The organism is Chlorogloeopsis fritschii PCC 6912 (assembly GCF_000317285.1).
Lineage (GTDB): Bacteria > Cyanobacteriota > Cyanobacteriia > Cyanobacteriales > Nostocaceae > Chlorogloeopsis > Chlorogloeopsis fritschii.
Genome location: NZ_AJLN01000042.1, coordinates 1 through 22,112 on the forward strand (window position 1 = coordinate 1; position 22,112 = coordinate 22,112).

The following is a 22,112-nucleotide window of genomic DNA, read 5'->3' on the forward strand; positions in this document are numbered from 1 at the left end:
GTTGGGTACGTCACTGAGAATCCGATGCATCGGCTTCTACTACTTGCAAAGACTTTTCAAGCTCCATTCGCTGTTCAGCATTACGCAAAAAGTAACCATTCATCATTGCAGAAGCCAAAAGTCTTCCCAGGTTATCCCGATTAGTGGTAATCAACACATTAAAGTTTTCTGAAGGTAAACCACCCAACATATTTATTATTGTGTGTTCGATTGCCTGCAATACTTCCGGCGAAGTTGGCTTAGACAGTTGAGCAACTGTTTCGGGACTCATGGATTTGACGTATTGCCAAAGTAAGTTGCTGCTTAATACCTCACTGCCAAAAGATTCTGGGCTGTGGTTAGACAGATTATTCACGGTAGTATGGATACGCTCTTACACAACTCTTATTAATAAATTTACCAACTTCTTTGCTTAAGAATAGTGAGCTTAACCGAACCAAAAAATGACGGTTTATTCTACAAATATCCGTCTTAAATAGGGGCTAGAGACTAGGGTCTAGGGGCTAGAGAAAAGAGATTTTCATTCCCTCGTTGTGTGATTTAATCACATAACTGTCTTGCACCAGTTGCTTGATGACAAATTCTGTAAGGTGGGCACTTTTAAGCTTTTGTCCAAAACCTGATTTTTACGTTTTTTCCAGTGCACACCCTACGGTTATTTATAAATTCTACAAATTAATACAGTGTGAATAAACACAATTATGAAGGTTATTGGTTATTAGCTATTTATTATTCACTCTAACCAATAACCTACAACTCAATCCTTAGAATCCTACAATTCCGTAATAGCCACTGATAGCCAGAATGATAATTACTAAAATTCCTACGATCAGGCTAATCGAAAATTGAACCGATGTTTTTTGATTGAGTTCTTGTTTGCTTTCACCCTGGTTTGGGGTGTTACTGGGATTGTTAGTTTTGTCTGTTGCCATGGCTTTTGTTGTTGGTGCCTATTTATTACTTAGTTTGCTCCAACTATCAGAAACTACATCTAGCTTGCGGACTACAACCATTGTCTGGTTTAACTCAAGATAGAGATATTTATATCTTGCATCTAAGCTCTTGTACGCCAAAAAATAAATTTCAAAGGCTGCAAAGTTAAAGTCTACTCAAGTAGACTGGATAAGGTTTTTAGTCACTTTTAACGAACAGTAGCTCTAAGCCTGGTATTTCAGTTGACTCATAACAAATAACCCATGACAAATGACTAACTACTAACCATTTTCAATTTATACCGTTTCCTGAATTTGCAGGCGGATAGTTCGTTCTCCAACACTACCAAGTTGCAATTCCATCACTTCGCTACCTAAAGGTTCTAAGCAATTCAACAGCGATCGCAACTGCGGCGTACTCGCACCAGTATCTACGTAAAGCCGATCTGCTAAATTGCCGATCCGTTTCCAAGTCATGTACAATTTGCCAATTGTTTGCTCTAGCTGTGATGCTTGATTTACCAAGTCAGCAGCAATGCTTAAACAACCAACTCTTTGTGCCTCTATAAGTGCGGTTTCAATATCAACTTCTTCTTCATTCAAGGCTTGAACTTGAGCAGCTGCTTTGAGATATTTTGCCAAGCTCCGCGCATCTGCAGTTACCTGTTTAACAGTGTCTACATCAGGATTTTGAGCAATTTCTTTTTGCAGGGATTTTTGGTGTGACTCTGGTAATTTCTCCATTTCCTTCACCAGAGGCGCTATGTAACGCGGAGGAAGAGCGTTTTCTGCTGCTTTTAGCTTCACTGGTTCGGGTAACAATTCTGAGGACATTGCTGTCCATTCATCAGTAAGTTGACGTACTTCTCTTCTGGTAATGCGATCGCCTTTTTGTGCAGCTTCACTCACCATTACCTGCACCTCCGGCGATGATTTGGCGGTTTCTACGAACGCCCGTTTGGAAAAATTGTTGATCGCGTTTGGATCTAGCTTTCCCTCTTCTAAGAGGGTATCCGCACTATTAGCTAGTTGAATCCAAGCATAAGCCTGACTTTTACTAATCTCCCGTTCTTTTAGCCATTTAAGGAATCCCGTGCCTCGCCCGTCTCCACCCTTTTTCTCTCGATCTCGGATTGCCCGTAGAATTCGCCCCCGCCAGATTTCGGTTTGTAAATCAAAGCGATCGCACACCTGCCAAGCTATATCCAGTTGCTTTTGAAATTCGACTTCTGGAATTTCCTCATCCTCTGGATCGGGGAGTTCAAAATCCAAATCTACAGGTTGTTGTAAAGCAGCAGCTATGTGATCGAAATTATCGGTTGATTGCACGGCTGGGAAAGTAATTAATGTATGCGACGGCTTATTATTACATAATCTTGTAATTTAAAAATCGATATCATTACTGGGTTTTACTTGTCACACTTGCAATACAAGCATGACAGATCGCAAGAAGGCGATCGCAGCTTGCCTTCTTCAATTGGCTAGACGTACCACACGAATCAGTTTTCCTTGTAAAGTTCCCTCTGCTGTCACAGTTAATATCGAGCGTTCTTAGCTGATGGCAAATGCCAATACCTCCTCATCAGGTATACCTAGCTCTGCATTGCCTGCTTCTTGCAACGGGATGTAAATCCTCTAATGTATTGGAAGGCAGTATTTACAATTTTATCAAGGGTGCAAGGAGTATCGCACTCTTGGGATGAGGATAGGATACAGGGGACAGATTAGTTCAACTTTACCTGTTCCCCGTAACCTGTACCCTGTTACCTACTTTACCTATACTGCTTCTTTCATCTCGGCTTTTACAGTAGCATAAGCCCAATCTAGCCAAGGTAACAGAGCTTCAATATCTGCGGTTTCGACTGTTGCACCACCCCAAATTCTGATTCCGGGAGGTGCCGCCCGATAGGCAGCAATATCATAAGCTACTTCTTGTTTTTCGAGGAGTTTAGCTAGTTTTTTCGCACATTGTCCCTGCTGCTCTGGGCTTAACTCAGTAAACCAAGCATCAGCTATCTTGAGACAAATTGACGTACAAGAACGTACTTCTGGTTTTTGGGCTAAAAAGTCCGCCCAACTACTTTGCTCTACCCATTTAGCAATGGCTGCGAGGTTGGCTTGGCTGCGGCTAATTAAACCAGGAAGTCCACCAATACTTTCTGCCCATTTCAACCCATCTAATGCATCTTCTACGCACAGCATTGATGGCGTGTTGATGGTATCTCCCTGAAAAATCCCTTCAATCAACTTGCCTTTTTGGGCCATGCGAAATAACTTGGGCAGGGGGCGTGGTGGTTTGTAGGTTTCTAAACGTTCTACAGCGCGGGGAGAAAGGACTATGACGCCATGCTGGGCTTCTCCACCCAAGACTTTTTGCCAAGAATAGGTGACTACATCTAACTTATCCCAAGGTATGTCCATTGCGAAAACTGCTGATGTGGCATCGCAGATAGTTAGCCCTGCGCGATCGCTTGCAATCCAATCGCCATTCGGCACGCGAACGCCGGAAGTAGTTCCATTCCACAAAAATACTACGTCGTGGCTAAAATCGACTTGCTCTAAATCCGGTAAACTTCCGTAAGGTGCTTTGAGAATGCGAGTATCGGGCAACTGTAGTTCATCCACTACATCTTTTACCCATTCTTGACCAAAGCTTTCCCATGCCAAAATATCTAGGGGCAGTTTTCCCAGCATTGACCACAATGCCATTTCCACTGCACCTGTATCGGAAGCAGGGACGATACCCAAGCGATAATCGGCGGGTACACCCAAAATTTTCTTAGATAGCTCTATTACTTCTTTGAGCTTGGCTTTCCCACCCTCGGATCGGTGAGAGCGCCCTACAAACGCATCTTGCAGAGCAGAAACAGTCCAGCCAGGACGTTTGGCACATGGGCCTGAGGAAAAATGCGGACGGTTTGGTTTGGTGGTTGGAGGAGTAAGAGTTGCTGACATAGGTTGAAGTTGCAAAATCACAAATGGGGGACAATAAACCCGGTTCCTATCAGAAACCGGGTCTGTACATATTCAATAAAAAATTAGAAGCGAATGGAACGATCATGCCAGATTAAACACACGCTTGTTTAAAAGAATATAAGCAAAATTAGAGGTTCAGCGTTCAGAAGTATGCAGCGATCGCATAATTCATATTTTTATTGAGTAAACCTAAATTAGCTAGATTGCAAATTTCAAGCTAGTTTAAAAGAAAGTCAGTAAAATTTACAAAATAACTAGAAATTTTAGCTTGACAAAATCATGTCTTTGTTTATAGAGACAATAAGATAACTCTATTAAATCATGAACCAGGTAGACTACCTCCGAATTAGTTTAATCGATCGCTGTAATTTCCGCTGTCAATACTGTATGCCAGAGGGCGCAGAGCTTGACTACATTCTCAAGCAAAATTTATTGACTGATGAGGAACTGCTCACCCTGATTCAAGAGGTGTTTATTCCTGTTGGATTTACCCGGTTTCGATTGACTGGAGGAGAACCGCTCTTACGCCCGCGGGTGGTGGAGTTGGTGAGAGCGATCGCTTCTTTTCCCCAAACCCAAGACCTCTCAATGACGACTAACGGCTTTTTACTCGCTCCAATGGCACAAAGCCTCTACGATGCTGGTTTGCGGCGCATTAATATCAGTCTGGATTCTCTCGAACCTGAGATTTTTGACCAAATTATCGGCAATCGCGGGCGATCGCGATGGCAAGACGTTTGGGATGGGATTCAAGCAGCTTATCGTGTGGGCTTCGATCCCCTAAAACTAAATGTAGTCGTGATCCCCAATGTCAACGACCATGAAGTTTTAGATCTGGCAGCCTTAACGATTGATAAGCAATGGCACGTCCGATTTATTGAATTTATGCCGATTGGCAATAGTCAATTGTTTGGCGATCGCGGTTGGATCTCTTCTGAAGAATTACGGCAAAGCATCCGCACACGTTGGGGATTGACAGAAAGTCAAGTACGTGGTAATGGGCCAGCAGATGTATTTCAAATTCCGGGAGCAAAAGGAACACTGGGATTTATCAGTCAGATGTCGGAGTGTTTTTGCGATCGTTGTAACCGGATGCGCCTTTCTGCTGATGGTTGGCTGCGTCCGTGTTTATTAAATGAAACTGGGCAAATAGACTTAAAAACTGCTCTTCGTGCAGGTATTAGTACTGCCGACTTACGGGAGCAGGTGAGGGAATTACTAGCAATTAAGCCAGAAATTAATTTTAAACAGCGCTTTTCCGGTACTAGGACAGGTGCTTATACTCGCACCATGTCTCAAATTGGCGGGTAAATAAAGTCTGAAGTTTGAAGTCTGAAATCTGAAATATTAGATTTTCATCATTCATCCTTCATCCTTCATCCTTCATCCTTTCCTTAAGCCTGTCGTGAGTAGTATTCCACCACGAGCAGTTCGTTAACACTCAACGCTACCCATTCGCGCTCAACCACGCCATTGACTTTGCCAACTAAAGTGTTTTTGTCAAACTCTAAATGGCTGGGCAGGTTTGCCAAACCGGGATATTGCAAGTTAGCTTCTACCAACTTCTTGGATGCTTCTTTGTCTCTAACACTAATGACTTCTCCAGGGCGGCACTGATAACTGGCAATATTAACGACACGGCCATTAACTGTGACGTGACCGTGATTTACCAATTGGCGGGCGGCTGGGATAGTGGGAGCCATACCCAAACGAAAAACTGTGTTATCCAAGCGCATTTCTAGCAATTGCAACAGCACTTGTCCGGTAGAACCAGTCACACGTCTGGCTTTGCGCACGTAACGCAGCAGTTGCTTTTCAGTCAAACCATAGTTGAGGCGAAGTTTTTGCTTTTCTTCGAGACGGATAGCGTACTCAGAACGCTTTTTGCGGTTTTGACCATGCTGTCCGGGTGGGTAAGAGCGTCTGGCGCTTTTACGAGTTAATCCTGGCAATTCACCCAGGCGACGTACAATTCTAAGACGTGGTCCTCTATATCGGGACATGAGTTTCCTTAATTTAATCCTGATTCAAATGTTGCCAAATTTTTTATTGTGACATTCTCTGACGAAAAGTGCCAGAGATTCTTGGTTGATTGGGCAAATTCAAACTCGTGTAGTTGCCTACACTATGTCAAAGTTGCTTTTGTCTAGAGCACTGGTTAGATCGCTGAACGGAGCCAACGATAGTTTCTGCAACGGAGGAAACCCTCTGAATTTCTTAGGGGCTATTTCTGCCACTTAGAATTTTTACCGGGTAATTGACTACCTCCCCAACACAGTGCCTGCCAAGCGTTTACTCTTATCAAATAAGAGCCAGTTTCGACCTGCCTTGTCGTACTGTATAAACCTCAAGTGTTAGTTTTACAATACTTTTCGGTTTAGGCTTTAGGTTGCTATTACGCATTATAGCTAAGGGATAGCCTGAGTCTTAAAGACTCAAAGGCATCGGCAAGCATTAACAACGTATTTTGAGAGTGAAAACTCCAAATGATAATTATATCAGTGATAGTGCTCATCACCACTTTAATCTAGTTCAAAATTTTGTGTCTTCAATCTTGTCGATCTAATTACAGTTTTATTGGCGGGTTGGCATACTCTAAAGCTTTCTCCCGAAATACTATTTATCTTAATAGAAGGAGCGAAAGCAAACTTTTAAGATCGGATAGCATAACATTGGGTGATTGGAGCAGAACGGAAATGCCAGAAAGAAGAAACAGCAAATATCCACATAAATCCATGCTCAAAGCTAAACCAGCCCCTTGGAGGGCTGTTGGTACTGCCATAACTGCACCAACGTTAACTATGCTGGGATGGTTAGCAATGGCTCTGCCCAGTATGGCTTCCTACGAGTCTTACGGGAATCCTCAGGATTATCGTGTTTGTGCAAGCCAACTTTTAAAGGCGGGGATCGCTACAGAACCAGCAACAGAGGCTTGTGCAAGTGCTTTGCGTCCTAGAGATTTATCTTCTTGCGTAGTTAGAATTGAACGACAGACGCAAATCGCCGCTGTGGACGCACTTTCTCGTTGTAGGCAAGCACGGCGTCCTGAGGATTTACGCAGATGCGTAGTTTCTATTAGCCAGAATACTAAGGAAACAGTTAACCCAGCAGTGTTAGATTATTGCGGTCGCAGTTTATTGCCAGTACGCTTTGCTCAGTGTGTAGTGGGTTTGCGTTTGGCAACAAACTTAGATCCTTCTCAGGCTTTGGATACTTGTATAGATGGTAGCGATTTTGGCATTACTGGCTTTTTACCATCTTTTATCCCTGCCAACACCACAAATACGCCATTTCAACCCAGTTTTGAAACTACCCCAACTCCAGTAGAGCCAAACACAATCCCCCCAGCGAATCCAAATACAACTCCAGTAGAACCAAACACAATCCCCCCAACAAATCCAAACACAACTCCGGTAGAACCAAGCACAATTCCGCCAGAGAATCTCTAGATCCCAGATAGTAGTAAATATTATTGTCTTGACAACAATTCAGCTTCCCCTAATCCTACTAGTATCTGAAGGGTCAAGGGGGATCTGACTGGGATGTTGCTCTACAACTAGTACTTTTTCTCTAGGAACAACCTTTTAGCTTTGAATCCACCAGCTGGTGGACTCAAAGTACAGGTATTTACTGCTATCAATTTCCCAATATAAATATAAAGACAGCTTCTGCGTTATTTGATAGTTAGTCTTCTTTTTTACCAACAACCATTTGTAGAATTGTTGGCACTCCTCCGTCTTTGTGATATTTATCTGCCCAAGCGCGGATAATTTCATCCAGTTCTTCCATTGCCTGCTCCACCTTTTCTAGTGGAATATCTAATTCTTCCAAAACTCGCATGGTATTGGGTCTTTTTTCTGCCCAATCTCGCATCATACGGAAGTAACGAGCTGTATCTTCCACTGTGATGTAAGTGCGCTCTTGATCGTCAGCTGGGGCATAAAAAGGGCGAGTCAAAGCGTAAAAGGGCATTCCCCAAGGAGAATCGATACGAGTTACTGTACCAGAATAAAGCAGGCGACGTTTAATATGTTCTGCTAGCGCTTCACTCAAAGGCATTTGGTGTTCCTTTGGCAAGTCTTCTTGCGATCGCTTGTGCAGAAATTCTATTAGCTCTAGAAATTCAAAGGAGGTTATTAACTGAGCATCAGGCAGATTCTGCGGCAATTTTTGCTCAATTTGTCTTTTTTCCTCGCTCGTTAGACTTGTGCCGGGAACGCGGGAACGTCCTGGACGCCAAGGATATTTTTCCATCCAGACATAAGGAAATTGAATCAGATAACGCGGTTCTTGAGAACCGAGCATCTTCAACAATTTGCCCTCAGTCAATGCCTGTCTAACTTCCTCGACAATGGCTTTTACTCGCTTCGGTTCTAAGTGATGCAAATGGCCTGTCATGCGCAGGTTTTGTCCCTGCTCTAAATAGGTCATGTAAATGGCACACTTAGCTGCGGTTGCGGCTGCATCTAAAAATGCCCCATGCCTGTGCCCACTCGTCCGCATGGCACTAAAAGCCAGATAAAGCATGATCTGATCCATCGCACTGGGGCCGAGGCGTTTGATCAGATCTACGTCGTTACTCATATTTACAGACAGTTGATTAGCACGTTTACAGTTCTCGGTCAATGAAAAGTACGTAATATACACCCGACTGAAAGCAATGTTTTTACTCAGATGATCTATTATGCTTTAATAACGTGAATTATTGGTAGTCATAATAGTTATTTAATCAGTATTTTCTGGCAATTTGGCAGAATTGTCTACCTGATTAAACTTCTTCTGTGAGAAGCATTTTAAGCAAGTTTTGCCCAAACACGGATGCTTGGGCAATATGTGTAATAAGAAGCTCACAATTCTTCTTTGAAGAGATTTTTTTTGTCAGAAGATCATAGCAATTTGGTCAAGTATGAGGATAAAACAACAAGAAGTTTTCCATTTTTACCAAACTTTGAGGTGAATACCTCTTGGAAATTAATACTTCCAGTCAAGAACAGAACACAATATGTATCGCGAACTGCCTTGGATTGGCAAAATTCCGGTGAAGTTTTGATTTTAAGGTGGATTGTTTTGAGGAAAGGTCATAGTCCTCAAATCAAGGTGATCGTTCAACGCAGAAGAAACCTTTTATCTTTGATGAAGATTTTTGGTTATCTTAGCAATTTTCATTCAACCCATATGTAAAAACATTTACAGATTTGCTTTTTTAGTTAAATTTTTTTTCTAAAATGGCTGAAAACTCTATGGATGTTTAACTCTAGGAAAATTTTTGTTTTCTTTTAAACCCTTTCCGCAAAATTTTAGTTTTTCTTTAGATTTTTGATTAACTGGTTGTCTGAGATGTTTTGATAGTATTTCGCATTTTTTCATAGCTGAATGCGGCTACGCCGCAAGTCACAAAAGCAACTCCTAATACTTGTACTAATTGCAAATTTTCTTGAATAATCAAACCAGCGAAAACTGCTGTTAAAACAGGGACTGTTGCGCCTAAAAGTGCTGAACGCGAAGCTCCTACTTTGCGAATACCAATGTTATTAAACAAATAGCCACACAGGGTAAATACACCTAAAATAAAAGCACTGAGAACCAATTCCAGTAAATTGCTGGATTTAGGTTGAAGGCTCCAGTTAGTAGGTAGAGTGAGTAACAAACTAACAAAGGATAGTAGGAGCATAGTAGCGAAGTTAATCAACGTAAAAGTGACAGGATGTATTTTGGCAGCACAGATCCGGGTAAGAGTCACGTAGATAGCAAAAGCCACTCCTGAGGCGATCGCTGTGGTAGTACCAAAAGTAGGATTAGCGAGTTCAATACTTGTAGAGCCTGATAAAACCAACATCTGCCCCAAGCCAATACAAACAATCGCAGCTACACGAGCAGAGGTAGGGCGATCGCGGAATAAAAACCAGCCTAAAAGTCCACCAATTGCCGGATAAATGAAGAATAATGCGATCGCTTCTCCTGTGGCAATTTGACTAATAGCAGAGTAGATTAATACTTGCGATAAAAATAAAAAGCATCCGCTCAGTATTGATAAAAGCAATACTTGCTTGGATTTACTATGAGTGTTGTGACGCTTTTTTTGTAAGGACTCGATCAAGCTTTGCAAATCTTCCCATATTTGCGAGTGCAGAATCGGAGCTAACACCAACATCATCGGTACAACTACTAACATCCTCAGCATTAAAATCAGCAAGATATTACCTAGTGTTGGCAGTAACAGCTGCTCTACCTCAAATATTCCAAAAATCTGAGTATCTGAATGGAAAATTACTTTAATGGCTATGTTATATAGCGATGAAACTACGGTAGATAAAGCTAACAAGCAAATACCAATTACTGATAACGATGCTGTTGTCACCTGCGTGGAGGCTGATGGTATTGGTGTAGTTTTTTGCTTTGGTGTTGATTTTTGTAGGGATGGTGTAATTGTAACTGTAGTAGATGAGAGCGATGTATTATAACTCTTTTGAAGCTTTCTTGGTACAAGAGAACTAGCAGTTGAGGGTGTGGGCGGCAGACTTGTTTGTGGCGCTTTTGGTTCTACGATGATGGTGTCTTGCTGTAATTTTGTCACAGCCTCAAATTTACCTTGCTGCTTCTCCTCAAAAACTTCGTTCTCAGTACCTGCTTGGATTACAGTAGGCAGAGATGCGGTTGTGGTTTTTTCTAGTTCTGTACGTAAACGATTTACTAACTCTGCTAAGATTTCTTCCCCTTGTCGTTGTTGCATTGACATTTGAGACAACTGTCGGGAAAGGCTGTTTTGATAGTTCTTCAACTCATGTTGGAGAGTGTGAAAAGTGATGGTAAGACTATCGTCTAAAGATCCAAGAAGTTGCTTAACTTCATGTTCGGTTATGTTGTTGCTGCTGCCCTCACTAGTTGGTTCAAGGGCTTTGGTAGCGAAAGCTTCTAGCGAGGATTGGAGTTGTGAGGAAATATGGCTTGCCAAAACTTGAGCTAACTGACGCAACAATCCTTGCATTTCACTTGCCTGCAAACCTTGAAGCAGTTCTTCTTTTTCTTGTTGCAGACGTTTGACATCCTCACTTAGGCGAATTTTATCCCCTTGCAGTTGTTTGACATCTTCCCGTAAAGACTTGAGTAAAGTCCGCTGAATAATTTGCAATTCCTCAGTGATAGCCTGTAAAGCAGTATCTGCTTCTCCAAATGGATCGCCTTGTGTTCGTGAGTTTTCCGTTCGCTTCTCAAATCGCCCCATTGATTTTTACCTCTGAACCTTGACAGTCAAGCTGTTTTTCGTTCACTTAATCGCTGTTTTTACTTCTTAAATATTTCCTGTATTGTGTCAGATAAGTCATTCGGTTGATATCAACGATTACTCTGTATTGTTTTTTATGATAAAAAATATCACATTAACCCATGTTTTTTCTGACTTGTTATGTAAAGTTTCAAAGTATTATTTTTATCACGTCGTTTTTTGAAAAATTTTTGGTAATTTTAGTTCTCACTTCCTGAAAAATTTCCCGCAATAGGTTTCGGTGGGAAATAGGTTTTCTGTTTATGAGGATTTTATGCAGCGAACGCATAAATTTTCAATAAATTTACTATTAAAAATGTAATTTTTAATACAGATTTTTGCTCTATTAGTGAAAGTATCAAGATTGATTGAAAAAAATAATGATTAGGTAAGAAATACTTGTGGAACTTACCTATACTTTTAAGAAACACAGGGGGTAGGGGATAGGGGATAGGGAACAGATTGAAGAATGGTAATTATTTTGTTGAAGTGCTTAATTCTATTTCACTCTGCTTCTAAAATCTTAAATCTAAAATTCTGGCAATACTAAAAATGGCAGCGCTTAGTCCAGCACTAACAGGAACTGTCACAAGCCAAGCAGCAGCAATACCTTGAAGAGTTTTCAACTGAACAGACTGAGGGTTTTGTACCAATCCAATACCAACGACACCACCGACAAGAGCATGAGAAGTGGAAACAGGTAGCCCCAGACGGGAGGCGAGTAGGATTGTGGTGGCGGTTGCAAGTTCAGCACAAAATCCACTACTAGGTTGCAGGGGAATAATACTTTCACCAATTGTGGCGATAACTTTTTTGCCCCAGATAGCCAAGCCAGTAACGATGCCAACACCACCTAAAATTAAAATCCAGATGGGAATAGTAATGCCACTGATGGGTACGCTACCAGTAGTATTAATGTAAGCAATTGCTGCTAGAGGAGCGATCGCATTGCCGACATCATTAGAACCATGAGCAAAAGCAACAAAGCAAGCACTTAGTAACTGAAATTTGCCAAATAGATGTTCAATGGGATTGTTTGTGGTTGGTAGCTTATTACTCCTTTTCTCTTCCTTTATCTCTATTTGAGGCAGGCACAAGGCACTGCCCCTACTCTTATCTAACTGTCGCCAACTGTAGAGACTAAGCCCAACTGCTGCAAATCCTCCTACAAACAATGGAATGTCATGAGCAGGTATTTTTATACCTACTTCCTCAATCAAAAAATTGGCGATCGGTTGAGTAACAGATGGTAAGACAATCACGCCAAATATTCCTAGCAACATGGCGCTCAACCAGGGAATCCACTCATTTAATTGTTTCAATTGATGCGGTTGTTCTAAAATCCAGTGTTTGATTTGACTGTAGAATAAAGCAGCAATTGTGCCGCTAATCACTGGTGTGACAATCCAGCCAAGAGTGATGAGTCCAATGGATGGCCAATCAATTGCACTGATGCCAAAAGCTACCCAACTAAATCCAGCGATCGCGCCAACTGTAGCATGAGAAGAAGAAACAGGTAAACCTCGTGAGGTGGCAATTTGCAGCCATAAACCGCAACTTACCAGCACCGTCACCATCCCGATCGCTAACATTTGCGGCGTATCGACAAATAAGCTAGGGTTAGCAATTTCTGTGGCTAGAGTTTCCGAAACTTGATGTCCAAAAAGAACTGCACCCGTAAATTCTAATACACCAGCAATTATCAATGCCTGTTTGAGAGTAACAGCTTTGGAACCTACAGACGTTCCCATGGCGTTAGCAACGTCATTGGCACCAAGGTTAAAAGCGAGGTAGAAGGCTAGTAAGGCAAATACAATCATAGGGGCTAGGGGCTAGTAAGAGGACAAGGAGTAGGGGAGACAAGGGGAGAAGACGTGAGTCACAATCCTTCCCCTTGTCCCCGCGTCTCTTCCCAATCCCCGATCCCCAATACCTAGATTATTGTGGATAAATCAAAATCTTGTACGTATCTGGCGTAGGTGCGATCGCTTGTTCTACAGCTTGAGATAAATCTTTTAATGGATAGCGATCGCTAATTAATGCTTGCACGTCAATGCGGCGATTAAAAACAATATCTGCCGAGAGACTTTGCAGGCGGTAGGATGAACTGTAACTGCCCATTAAGTCAATTTCTCGACGGTAGAGGATATTTGGATTCAGAGGAATTTCCATTTCATCGGGAAACTCGGCAAAAAAGAGGATTTTACCGCCTTTGCGAGTGCAATCTAGGGCTTGGAAGAAAGCTTTTTCGCTAGGTACGGCAAGCAGAGTCACATCTACACCCATACCATTAGTGAGTGCTTTAATTTTATTTGGTAAATCGGCATCACGAGCATCAAACGCCGCTTCTGCACCTACAGCCAAAGCTTTGTCAATTCGCGAGGGTAGTAAATCGGTAGCGATCGCTTTCGCCCCAAAATACTTCACCAACATCACAAACATTAACCCAATTGGCCCCGCCCCAGTAATTAAAACAGTTTGTCCAGGTGCAATTTGAGCTTTTTTCACTGCCTTGAGACAGCAATTAGTTGGTTCAACAAAGCTTGCCTCTTCAAAACTGATATGATCGGGGATGGGAATTAGCCCACCATTGCGGACAATATGGCCGGGAACCTTCACATAATCGGCAAAACCGCCCCCACTGGGTGCAAATCCTGCTGTTGTGCAGATATTTTTATAGGTATCGCACATCGAGAAATTGTCATTTAGGCAGTAATCGCAACGCATACAGGGGATGTGGTGCATCACCGCTACTCGTTGCCCAACTTGCCAATTTTTTACCTCTGTGCCTACCGCTGCAATGGTTCCCGCAGTTTCATGTCCAAAGATGCGCGGTGGTTCATATAAGGGATAACGAATTTTTTTAATATCCGACTGACACAATCCCACAACCCGCACCTGTACCAGCACTTCATCTGCTTGGAGTGTGGGTTCGGGGATATCTTCGTAAGAAAGTTGATTGACGCCTCTAAATACCTGTGCTTTCACGTTGATCTCTCACCGCTCAACGATCTTAGATTTAACACTAGAGGCGTTATTTAAGCTATGAATTTTGAAATTTTTGTTTGTAATGCTGGTCTAACACCACAGAGAAGGGTTGCTTGTATAGAAGTCAGCATTGAGTGGATATGGCTGCGGTTGCCTACTTCCCATCAGTGAGGCGATCGCAGCAGACTAACACTTGTCTAGAGTAAAGTAAAGTATCTTACACCCACTGTTGCTTAGTACTTATATATACTTATATATCAAGTAGCATAATATCTCATCACATCTTATGCTTTGTTAAATCAGGCATAATAGAGTTCAGATATTAGCTTCTACTGGAGTAGTTTTCATGTCCCTGCAAGAGCTTAAAGAGCAAGCCTGTAAGCTCTCTGTGAGCGATCGCCTCACCCTTATTAGTGCCATCATTCAATCTCTGCAAGACACATCCCAAACTGAGGATTGGCAGTATCTAGTAGCTCGTCCTCACCCTTGGCGCAAACAGCTTTATATAAAAGGGCGTAAACTACTTGCCTCAACTGTTTGGCAAGATATGATTGCTAATCAGATGTCGCCAGAGCAGGCAGCCGAAAATTGGGATTTGCCACTATCTGCTATCCACGAGACAATTCGTTACTGTGAGAGTCACCAGGAACTACTGAAACTAGAAGCTGACGAAGAACACTATCGCTTGGAGGAAAAAGGAGTTTCACTTGAGTCTACGAATGCTGCTTGATGAGGATTCTCAAGCGAAGTATTTGGTCTATCTTCTTCAGGCAGCAGAACATGATGTAATCACAGTTAATGCAGTAGGCTTGATGAATCGTTCAGACTCAGTCGTGCTTGATTATGCTAGACAAGACGGGCGAGTGCTGCTTACTCGCAACTGTGATGATTTTCAGGAACTACATCAAGCAAACCCAGTCCATCCAGGAATTTTGGCAGTTTATCAAGATTCAGATACATCTAAGAATATGAGTTATCAGGCAATTGTGAAAGCAATTGCGAATCTAGAAACATCAGGCTATACACTTAAAAATCAATTTGTTATTCTCAACCAGTGGAAATACTGACAGATTAAGATATATCATAGTGAGCGATCGCCTCACCCTTATTAGTGCCATCATTCAATCTCTGCACGTCCGGTGGAAGCATTAATTATTTACCGTTTGAAATAATATAGACAAATAACCCCTACAATTTGTCATAATCCTCTGGTTCTACATCAGGAACTTTATTTAAAACTTGCTGAAATTTATCCCAACTAACGCGTTTTGCTTTTTCTTCTATACAATTTTTAGTCATCCATGCTGAAACTTGTGCTGATAAGGCGGTAGAAACATTTAACTGCCAGTGTGAATCGTTAAGTATTGTTAACAATTTATAGGATGCGCCACGACTGGAGCGTAGAGCGGCTAGTAGTACGTTGGTATCTAGTACAATGTGATATGGCATTGCCATCGATAATGCACACTTTAAAGGTTTTGGCAACTGCTAGAGCGATCGCGTCAGGGTTTACGTTACCTGAGTGAAGGTTCTCGTCTTGAAGTTATTCACAAAGCCAACCACAGTTTCCTAGATTGTATTGAGCGGTAATTTATCTCATTCAAGCTTGGCTCATCGAAAACTTGCCCCACTCCATCATCATTGAGAAATAATTTAGATCGCAACTGATAATAACGTTGATGTGAAAAACTAATTAGATGTAGAAGCGTAAATCAGCAGTCGTCAGTCACGATCGCATTTGGGCAATACTTAAAAAGACAATGTTACAATAAATACAACCATAAATTAATTGTGCTTGACTTTAATTGTACGTCAAGGTACTTAGAAATTTTGATATAAACTTGTCCGACAAAGAAACTAGTATGTTTAATGCCACGGAAATATTAATAGATGCTTTTGTCAAGCAAATTCGAGAAGGCTACTACCGTACTTACGGCTGTTTCAAAAGTGATTATCAAGACATTATTGCTTGGGCGGGCAACATGGCTTTAGAAAATATAGCCAATAGTGACGCTCTGTATCATAATGTAGAACACTCGATTCTTGTCACCTTGGTTGGACAAGAGATGTTACGTGGTAAACACATTCGGGAGGGAGGAGTTTCCAGCGAAGACTGGTTGCATTTTATGATTTCCCTGGTGTGCCATGATATTGGCTATGTTAAAGGTGTGTGCCGTCAAGATCGAGAGCTAGAAGGCTTGTATGCTACAGGTAAAGACAGCATTATGATTCATTTGGCTCCAGGAGCTTCTGATGCTAGTTTGACACCGTATCATGTAGATAGGGCAAAACTTTTTATTAATGAACGCTTTGGCGGTCACAAACTGATAGATTCTGAAGTAATTAAAAGCAATATAGAATTGACTCGTTTTCCAGTACCAGCAGCCGACGATCATCAAGGTACTGATAGCTATGCAAGTTTGGTGCGTGCTGCTGACTTGATTGGGCAATTAAGCGATCCTCGCTATTTAAAGAAAATTACTTCTTTGTTCTACGAGTTTGAAGAAACGGGAATGAATAAAGTTTTGGGGTACCAAACACCCGCTGATTTACGCAAAAACTACGCCAAGTTCTATTGGAATGTAGTTTATCCGTATATCCAAGATGGATTGCGCTATTTATCTTTGACGCAACAAGGAAAACAATTTATTGCCAATCTTTACTCGAATGTATTTGTTGTGGAACATGAAATGCCTCAAGAAGACAAGTTGTATTTAGTTGAGCAACTACATGCTTAATATAGTAGTCATTAGTCATTGATTTCGGACAGACGACAAAGGACAAATAACAACTATGAATTGGTGGCAAAGACTAAAGAAAAATCCTTTGGCGCAATTTGGAGCAATTTTACTAATAGTCTTCTATGCGGTAGTAATTGCAGCTGATTTCGTCGCTCCTTACGATCCTTATGCCTCACAACCAAACGGTTCGCTACTGCCACCCACCACAATTCACTGGTTTTCAAACTCTGGGCAGTTTATTGGCCCTCATGTTTATCCGACAATTCAGGGAGAGACAAATTTAGAAACAGGCGATCGCGAACTGATTGTAGACAAAACCAAGCCCTCTCCAGTACGGCTATTTGTTCAAGGTGCTGAATACCGTCTGTTTCAGTTAAATTTGCCACTGCCACCAAATTGGGATGAAGTAACTATCATCCCTGGCATTCCCTTAAATTGGCATTTGTTTGGCACCACTAATCAAACAAAAATCAATATTTTGGGTACTGACGATCAAGGGCGCGATCAGTTTAGTCGTCTAGTACACGGTGGTAGGATTAGTTTGTTTATTGGGATTGTGGGAGTTGCTTTAACTTTTCCCTTAGGAATGATTGTTGGTGGAATTTCTGGCTATTTTGGAGGCTGGGTTGATAGTATCACCATGCGTTTGGCTGAAGTATTAATGACTTTTCCCAGCATTTATCTTTTGGTAACTTTGGGCGCTGTTTTACCAGCAGGGCTTTCTAGTACTGAACGCTTTGTGCTAATTGTGTTTATTACATCGTTTATTAGTTGGGCTGGTTTAGCACGAGTCATCCGCGGACAGGTACTATCCATCAAAGAGCGAGAATTTGTGCAAGCTGCACAAGCAATGGGCGGAAAACCACTCTATATTATTATTCGCCACATCTTACCCCAAACTGCTACCTACATAATTATCTCTGCAACCCTTGCTGTTCCTGGTTTTATCGGTGCAGAAGCAGTACTTAGTTTGATTGGTTTGGGAATTCAACAACCAGATCCATCGTGGGGCAATATGTTATCACTAGCAACTAATGCTTCAATTTTGGTATTGCAACCTTGGTTAATCTGGCCACCAGCCTTAGTAATTATCCTAACAGTGTTGGCATTCAACTTACTAGGCGATGGACTCAGAGATGCACTCGATCCGCGCAGCTTGCAAAAGTAGAAAATTTAAGACAAGCAAAAATCATATTTTAGAAATCGACCACAGATAAACACAGATACACACGGATAATTTATCTGTGTTCATCTGTGTCCATCTGTGGTCGTTATCATAAAAATATCTTTTTGTAGAGACGTGCCATGGCACGTCTCTACAATATTCCCCTACATCCTTGTGGTATCAGTTTTCAAATGTTGCTACAGCTTGTTTGTCTTCAAGATCGGGGGTACGTAAATTTTCCACCAATGCCTGAATTTCTACTGGTGGTGGTGCGCTCAGGCGCGAAACTACCCAAGTGACAATCAAATTAATAATCGCCCCCAGCGTGCCAATGCCTTCTGCGGATACTCCAAAGAACCAAGCTGGCATACCTACAAACTTGACGCCGATAATATAAATGCTTGTGAAAATTAAACCTGTTAACATCCCGGCGATCGCTCCAGTAGAGTTGGTACGCTTGTCGAAAATACCGAGGATAATTGCTGGAAAGAAGCTAGAAGCAGCTAAACCAAAGGCAAAAGCTACCACTTCACCCACAAACCCAGGCGGGTTGACGCCAAAGTACCCAGCCGCAACTAACGATAAACCAACCATCACGCGCCCGACAAACACCCGTTTTTGCTCTGATGCTTGCGGATCGACAATACGATAGTAGACATCGTGGGCAATGGAACTTGATATTACCAGTAATAATCCCGATGCCGTGGACAAAGCAGCAGCCAAGCCACCTGCAGCTACCAAAGCTATTACCCAAGGTGCAAGTTTAGCTATTTCTGGGGTAGCAAGAACGATGATATCTCGGTCAATTGTAATTTCGTTGGTGTCTTTGCTGGGAGTTAGCTGCAAACGCCCGTCACCGTTTTTATCTTCAAAGGCTAGCAGTTTAGTGTTTTCCCACTTGTTTACCCAGTCTAGCTGTTGCACTTCTGCAATCGTGTGATTGTGCAGCGATGTAATTAAGTTGTAGCGGGCAAACATGGAAAGGGCAGGAGCAGTTGTATATAAAATTGCAATGAATAATAGTGCCCAACCAGCGGAAAAACGAGCGGAACGTACACTAGGTACTGTGTAAAAACGTACAATAACATGAGGTAAACCAGCAGTGCCGATCATTAGTGCTAAGGTGATGAACAGCACATCAATCATTGGTTTGTTGACAAAGGCCTGGGTATACTCCTTAAATCCCAAGTCAACTTGGATTTGATTGAGCTTGTCAGCGATGTCACTAAAGGTAAATGCCAATTGGGGAATGGGGTTACCTGTCAGCAATACAGCGAGGGCGATCGCCGGGATCAAGTAGGCAACGATTAAGATACAGTACTGTGCTACTTGCGTCCAGGTAATGCCTTTCATACCACCCAAGACTGCAAAAAAGCCAACAATCACCATCCCAATGACTACACCGGTATTAATATCAACTTGCAGAAAGCGGCTAAAAACAATTCCTACCCCCCGCATTTGCCCGGCTACATAAGTCAGAGAAACAAAAATAGCGGCAATTACAGCTACCAAGCGGGCGAGATTAGAGTAATAGCGATCGCCGACAAAGTCTGGAACTGTGTACTTACCAAACTTGCGTAAGTAAGGAGCTAGCAGTAATGCCAGCAGCACATAGCCACCAGTCCAACCCATCAGGTAAATTGAACCGTCATAGCCCATAAAAGAAATCAGCCCCGCCATCGAAATAAACGAGGCGGCAGACATCCAGTCAGCGGCAGTAGCAGCACCGTTGGCAATTGAGGGAACCCCTCGTTCTGCTACAAAAAAACCTTCACTATCTTTGACTCGCGATCGCCAGCCTATGTAAAGGTAAATTAAAAAAGATAACCCTACTATTACAATTGTCCAAAGTTCTACTGACACAGCCTTTCCTCACTTCTTGTGATTATATTTGCGATCTAACTTATCCATTTGAAAGGCATAGGTAAAAATCAGCCCTACAAATATCAAAATTGAACCCTGCTGCGCCATCCAAAAACCCAAAGGTACGCCAAAAAAACGTACTGCGTTCAACGGTTGTACCAGCAAAATACTAAAAACGAGGGAAACTAGTGCCCAGATTATTAAAAGATTGCGAATTAAAGTTGTATTGGCACGCCAATAAGAACGATACTGATGCTTATCCATGATTTTTTAAGTCAATGCATCAAAAACAAAAATAGTATCAAGAAGTCATAATTCTACTGGAAATTTCTAAAATTCTAAATGTTATTTACATAATTTTAATAAAAGTTGCAAAATCCATTATTTGGCTACGTAAACTTATATTTAGCAGATTGGTTATATTCCATATTGAAGTGCGCGATCGCATGAAAGATATCATTATTACCAACGGCGAGAATGTCTCCAGTATTGAAGTCGAGCAATGTCTTTATCGCCACGAAGCAGTATTAGAGTGTGCGGTTATTGGCATTCCTCATCCCAAGCGAGGAGAAGTTGCTAAAGCCTTTGTGACTTTAAAAGAAGGAGCAAACGTTTCCGCAGATGAATTAATTCATTTTTGCCGCAGTCAAATAGCAGCTTTTAAATGTCCTACTGCTGTGGAATTTTGTTCTTTACCTAAAACTAGCACTGGTAAAATTCAAAAGTATCTTTTGCGTGCTAAAGAGTAGGCTGGTTATGACAAGAAAATTCAAGGAAGTTAATGTAGGGTGGGCATTGCTCATCTATATCTCAAATATCTTATAGGCTTTGACAGGCAATGCCCACCTTATAGAAAGCTAAAAGTGCGTTGCTGAATGTCAAGAATCGACAACTCCCATACTCGAACATTTATTCCAAAAGATGTCGTCGGCTTTCATCACGATGTTTTTGCAAATACCGCATGAATGGTGTACCGCCTGTGCCAATTTTGGTATCGTTGCTGAACTTTGCAGTTTGTTGATGAATGTAGCGGTTAGCAAATTCTAGGTGTTGGGTACGGAATTTTTCTATAAGAGATACGCAATCATTATATAAATCTCTAAGCTTTGGTACTTGATCCATGTTATTTCTAACAAAATCGCGCAGTGTTGAGCGCCTTTCCACTTCTTCCATAAAAGCACGATGTTTTGGTGGCATATAATTCCGCATTTCCATCAAGAATTCCCACAGTAGATCGTGTTCGTGAGAAATATTGAAGAGAGCATCCATCGTCGGTACAATACTGCTTTGTGCGCCCGTCTCGCCACGAAATTGCTGAGGTTTTTCGCCCCAAACTTCTACGCCTTCGTATATGAGTCCTTCTGGTAGTACAGAGTTATTTTTCCAACCATGAATGTAAGGACGCACTCTGTTGTAATAAATATAGGGATCGCAGCCTTCTGGCATTCGGTTCATGGTGGTGTTGATGTTTGTCCATGCGTTCTTGATGTTTTCTAAAGCAGCGATCGCTTTGTTAATATCACCCTGAGCAATTGCCTCTAAAAGATCAGGAATAGCACAGAGTGCAGGTGCAGCTTTAGCTTCAATATCAATATGAATAAGAATAAACCAGTCTTCATCCAATCCACCAAAGAAGTTTTGCGCAATGATGATATTGCCAATTGCGATCGGTTCAGTTTCGTTAATTCGCACCCAGTTGTCTAAGGCATAGGAAGCATAAGACAATACTGGAGGTCTACCTATGCTTTGAGAAATTTTGTAAAAAGGCACGGCAATATTGCGTGGCAGCACTTTTACAGGTTTAGCTTCACCCCAAACATAGGCATGGGTTAGGTAAGAATACACCTGCATGAGCCGACGCAACTGCATCTCGTCTAAAGTTGCTTGTTCTACGTCTACTTCTGGGAGTTTCTCTACAACTTGCCGGATTTTACCAGTAGTCAGCCACTTGGGTAGTAAGGCAGCAGCTTGTTGTACTTGCCAAAATCCCTCCGGCAATTGAACATTAGCAGGCGGATGGGTTGGTAAAAAACCACATTCTCGGCTCACATCATAATCTTCAAGCCTAAGGAGATTTATATTTTCTTGTTTTAGTTTAATGCTTGTCATAATTTTTACATCAAAAATTATAAATAGATGGGTATAGTACAAGTATTTTGTTTGGGCTACTTAGCTAATCTTAAAAA

At 41.8% G+C, this 22,112-nt stretch carries 20 protein-coding genes; 7 read left to right on the forward strand and 13 right to left on the reverse strand.

Annotation, left to right across the window (positions count from 1 at the left end; all coding sequences use genetic code 11):
• Positions 1–10: 10 nt before the first annotated feature.
• The 4 genes from UYC_RS0103995 to UYC_RS0104010 all read right to left on the reverse strand — a co-directional run bounded on the left by UYC_RS0103995 (position 11) and on the right by UYC_RS0104010 (position 3,887).
• Positions 11–355 carry a DUF760 domain-containing protein gene (locus tag UYC_RS0103995; protein WP_026087770.1) on the reverse strand — a complete coding sequence of 115 codons (345 nt, stop codon included), beginning with the start codon at positions 353–355 and terminating at the stop codon, positions 11–13.
• A 409-nt stretch (positions 356–764) separates the two neighbouring features.
• Positions 765–932, reverse strand: coding sequence for a hypothetical protein (locus tag UYC_RS38765; protein WP_016873354.1), 168 nt, complete (start codon positions 930–932; stop codon positions 765–767).
• Between the two features lie 297 nt (positions 933–1,229).
• Positions 1,230–2,261, reverse strand: a complete 1,032-nt coding sequence (locus UYC_RS0104005; protein WP_016873355.1) for a hypothetical protein — start codon at positions 2,259–2,261, stop codon at positions 1,230–1,232.
• A 447-nt stretch (positions 2,262–2,708) separates the two neighbouring features.
• Positions 2,709–3,887 (reverse strand): phosphoserine transaminase, encoded by a 1,179-nt coding sequence (locus UYC_RS0104010; RefSeq protein WP_016873356.1) that lies wholly within the window; start codon positions 3,885–3,887, stop codon positions 2,709–2,711.
• Between the two features lie 342 nt (positions 3,888–4,229).
• On the opposite strand from UYC_RS0104010, the gene moaA reads away from it, so the two are divergent.
• Positions 4,230–5,219 carry a GTP 3',8-cyclase MoaA gene (gene moaA / locus UYC_RS0104015; protein ID WP_026087357.1) on the forward strand — a complete coding sequence of 330 codons (990 nt, stop codon included), beginning with the start codon at positions 4,230–4,232 and terminating at the stop codon, positions 5,217–5,219.
• 83 nt (positions 5,220–5,302) lie between these two features.
• Here the strand turns inward: moaA and rpsD are convergent, their stop codons facing one another.
• The gene (rpsD, locus tag UYC_RS0104020) at positions 5,303–5,911 is read right to left on the reverse strand and encodes a 30S ribosomal protein S4 (protein WP_016873358.1); all 609 of its coding nucleotides are present in this window, start codon (positions 5,909–5,911) and stop codon (positions 5,303–5,305) included.
• Positions 5,912–6,604: 693 nt separating this feature from the next.
• Here rpsD and UYC_RS0104025 point away from each other — a divergent pair.
• Complete coding sequence (locus UYC_RS0104025; protein WP_016873359.1) at positions 6,605–7,357, forward strand: hypothetical protein; 753 nt, start codon at positions 6,605–6,607, stop codon at positions 7,355–7,357.
• A gap of 235 nt (positions 7,358–7,592) precedes the next feature.
• Here UYC_RS0104025 and hetR read toward each other — a convergent pair whose 3' ends face one another.
• From hetR to UYC_RS0104045, 4 genes are all read right to left on the reverse strand, one after another.
• On the reverse strand, positions 7,593–8,492 hold the full coding sequence (hetR, locus tag UYC_RS0104030; protein WP_016873360.1) for a heterocyst differentiation master regulator HetR: 900 nt from the start codon (positions 8,490–8,492) through the stop codon (positions 7,593–7,595).
• A gap of 736 nt (positions 8,493–9,228) precedes the next feature.
• Positions 9,229–11,130, reverse strand: coding sequence for a DMT family transporter (locus tag UYC_RS0104035; protein ID WP_016873361.1), 1,902 nt, complete (start codon positions 11,128–11,130; stop codon positions 9,229–9,231).
• 554 nt (positions 11,131–11,684) lie between these two features.
• The gene (locus UYC_RS0104040) at positions 11,685–12,989 is read right to left on the reverse strand and encodes an inorganic phosphate transporter (RefSeq protein ID WP_016873362.1); all 1,305 of its coding nucleotides are present in this window, start codon (positions 12,987–12,989) and stop codon (positions 11,685–11,687) included.
• A 118-nt stretch (positions 12,990–13,107) separates the two neighbouring features.
• Positions 13,108–14,157 carry a zinc-dependent dehydrogenase gene (locus UYC_RS0104045; RefSeq protein WP_016873363.1) on the reverse strand — a complete coding sequence of 350 codons (1,050 nt, stop codon included), beginning with the start codon at positions 14,155–14,157 and terminating at the stop codon, positions 13,108–13,110.
• Between the two features lie 346 nt (positions 14,158–14,503).
• On the opposite strand from UYC_RS0104045, the gene UYC_RS0104050 reads away from it, so the two are divergent.
• A complete protein-coding gene (locus UYC_RS0104050) occupies positions 14,504–14,887 on the forward strand; it encodes a hypothetical protein (RefSeq protein WP_016873364.1) in 384 nt (127 codons plus the stop codon).
• Positions 14,877–15,224, forward strand: a complete 348-nt coding sequence (locus UYC_RS0104055) for a DUF5615 family PIN-like protein (RefSeq protein ID WP_016873365.1) — start codon at positions 14,877–14,879, stop codon at positions 15,222–15,224. The genes UYC_RS0104050 and UYC_RS0104055 overlap by 11 nt, the downstream gene beginning before the upstream one ends.
• A 121-nt stretch (positions 15,225–15,345) precedes the next feature.
• Here the strand turns inward: UYC_RS0104055 and UYC_RS0104060 are convergent, their stop codons facing one another.
• Positions 15,346–15,606, reverse strand: coding sequence for a PIN domain-containing protein (locus UYC_RS0104060; RefSeq protein WP_235082875.1), 261 nt, complete (start codon positions 15,604–15,606; stop codon positions 15,346–15,348).
• A 413-nt stretch (positions 15,607–16,019) separates the two neighbouring features.
• Here UYC_RS0104060 and UYC_RS0104065 point away from each other — a divergent pair, with 413 nt between their 5' ends.
• Together UYC_RS0104065 and UYC_RS0104070 are read left to right on the forward strand one after the other, a co-directional pair.
• The gene (locus tag UYC_RS0104065) at positions 16,020–16,895 is read left to right on the forward strand and encodes an Npun_R2479 family HD domain-containing metalloprotein (RefSeq protein ID WP_016873367.1); all 876 of its coding nucleotides are present in this window, start codon (positions 16,020–16,022) and stop codon (positions 16,893–16,895) included.
• Between the two features lie 55 nt (positions 16,896–16,950).
• A complete protein-coding gene (locus UYC_RS0104070) occupies positions 16,951–18,066 on the forward strand; it encodes an ABC transporter permease (protein WP_016873368.1) in 1,116 nt (371 codons plus the stop codon).
• A 177-nt stretch (positions 18,067–18,243) separates the two neighbouring features.
• On the opposite strand, the gene UYC_RS0104075 is transcribed toward UYC_RS0104070, so the two are convergent.
• Both UYC_RS0104075 and UYC_RS0104080 read right to left on the reverse strand, forming a co-directional pair.
• Positions 18,244–19,926, reverse strand: coding sequence for a sodium:solute symporter family protein (locus UYC_RS0104075; protein WP_016873369.1), 1,683 nt, complete (start codon positions 19,924–19,926; stop codon positions 18,244–18,246).
• 9 nt (positions 19,927–19,935) lie between these two features.
• On the reverse strand, positions 19,936–20,190 hold the full coding sequence (locus UYC_RS0104080) for a DUF4212 domain-containing protein (protein WP_016873370.1): 255 nt from the start codon (positions 20,188–20,190) through the stop codon (positions 19,936–19,938).
• 149 nt (positions 20,191–20,339) lie between these two features.
• On the opposite strand from UYC_RS0104080, the gene UYC_RS0104085 reads away from it, so the two are divergent.
• Entirely contained in the window at positions 20,340–20,675 is a 336-nt protein-coding gene (locus UYC_RS0104085) for an AMP-binding enzyme (protein WP_235082876.1), read from the forward strand.
• Between the two features lie 160 nt (positions 20,676–20,835).
• Here UYC_RS0104085 and UYC_RS0104090 read toward each other — a convergent pair whose 3' ends face one another.
• Positions 20,836–22,035: a PrnB family protein gene (locus tag UYC_RS0104090; RefSeq protein ID WP_016873372.1), complete on the reverse strand. Its 1,200-nt coding sequence runs from the start codon at positions 22,033–22,035 to the stop codon at positions 20,836–20,838.
• Between the last annotated feature and the right edge of the window lie 77 nt (positions 22,036–22,112).

What these genes read in the sequence shown, in the direction of transcription:
- UYC_RS38765 (WP_016873354.1), bottom strand. Translation starts at nt 932, where the DNA reads ATGGCAACAGACAAAACTAACAATCCCAGTAACACCCCAAACCAGGGT.
- UYC_RS0104010 (WP_016873356.1), bottom strand. Translation starts at nt 3,887, where the DNA reads ATGTCAGCAACTCTTACTCCTCCAACCACCAAACCAAACCGTCCGCAT.
- moaA (WP_026087357.1), top strand. Translation starts at nt 4,230, where the DNA reads ATGAACCAGGTAGACTACCTCCGAATTAGTTTAATCGATCGCTGTAAT.
- rpsD (WP_016873358.1), bottom strand. Translation starts at nt 5,911, where the DNA reads ATGTCCCGATATAGAGGACCACGTCTTAGAATTGTACGTCGCCTGGGT.
- UYC_RS0104025 (WP_016873359.1), top strand. Translation starts at nt 6,605, where the DNA reads ATGCCAGAAAGAAGAAACAGCAAATATCCACATAAATCCATGCTCAAA.
- hetR (WP_016873360.1), bottom strand. Translation starts at nt 8,492, where the DNA reads ATGAGTAACGACGTAGATCTGATCAAACGCCTCGGCCCCAGTGCGATG.
- UYC_RS0104035 (WP_016873361.1), bottom strand. Translation starts at nt 11,130, where the DNA reads ATGGGGCGATTTGAGAAGCGAACGGAAAACTCACGAACACAAGGCGAT.
- UYC_RS0104040 (WP_016873362.1), bottom strand. Translation starts at nt 12,989, where the DNA reads ATGATTGTATTTGCCTTACTAGCCTTCTACCTCGCTTTTAACCTTGGT.
- UYC_RS0104050 (WP_016873364.1), top strand. Translation starts at nt 14,504, where the DNA reads ATGTCCCTGCAAGAGCTTAAAGAGCAAGCCTGTAAGCTCTCTGTGAGC.
- UYC_RS0104055 (WP_016873365.1), top strand. Translation starts at nt 14,877, where the DNA reads ATGCTGCTTGATGAGGATTCTCAAGCGAAGTATTTGGTCTATCTTCTT.
- UYC_RS0104060 (WP_235082875.1), bottom strand. Translation starts at nt 15,606, where the DNA reads ATGCCATATCACATTGTACTAGATACCAACGTACTACTAGCCGCTCTA.
- UYC_RS0104065 (WP_016873367.1), top strand. Translation starts at nt 16,020, where the DNA reads ATGTTTAATGCCACGGAAATATTAATAGATGCTTTTGTCAAGCAAATT.
- UYC_RS0104070 (WP_016873368.1), top strand. Translation starts at nt 16,951, where the DNA reads ATGAATTGGTGGCAAAGACTAAAGAAAAATCCTTTGGCGCAATTTGGA.
- UYC_RS0104080 (WP_016873370.1), bottom strand. Translation starts at nt 20,190, where the DNA reads ATGGATAAGCATCAGTATCGTTCTTATTGGCGTGCCAATACAACTTTA.
- UYC_RS0104090 (WP_016873372.1), bottom strand. Translation starts at nt 22,035, where the DNA reads ATGACAAGCATTAAACTAAAACAAGAAAATATAAATCTCCTTAGGCTT.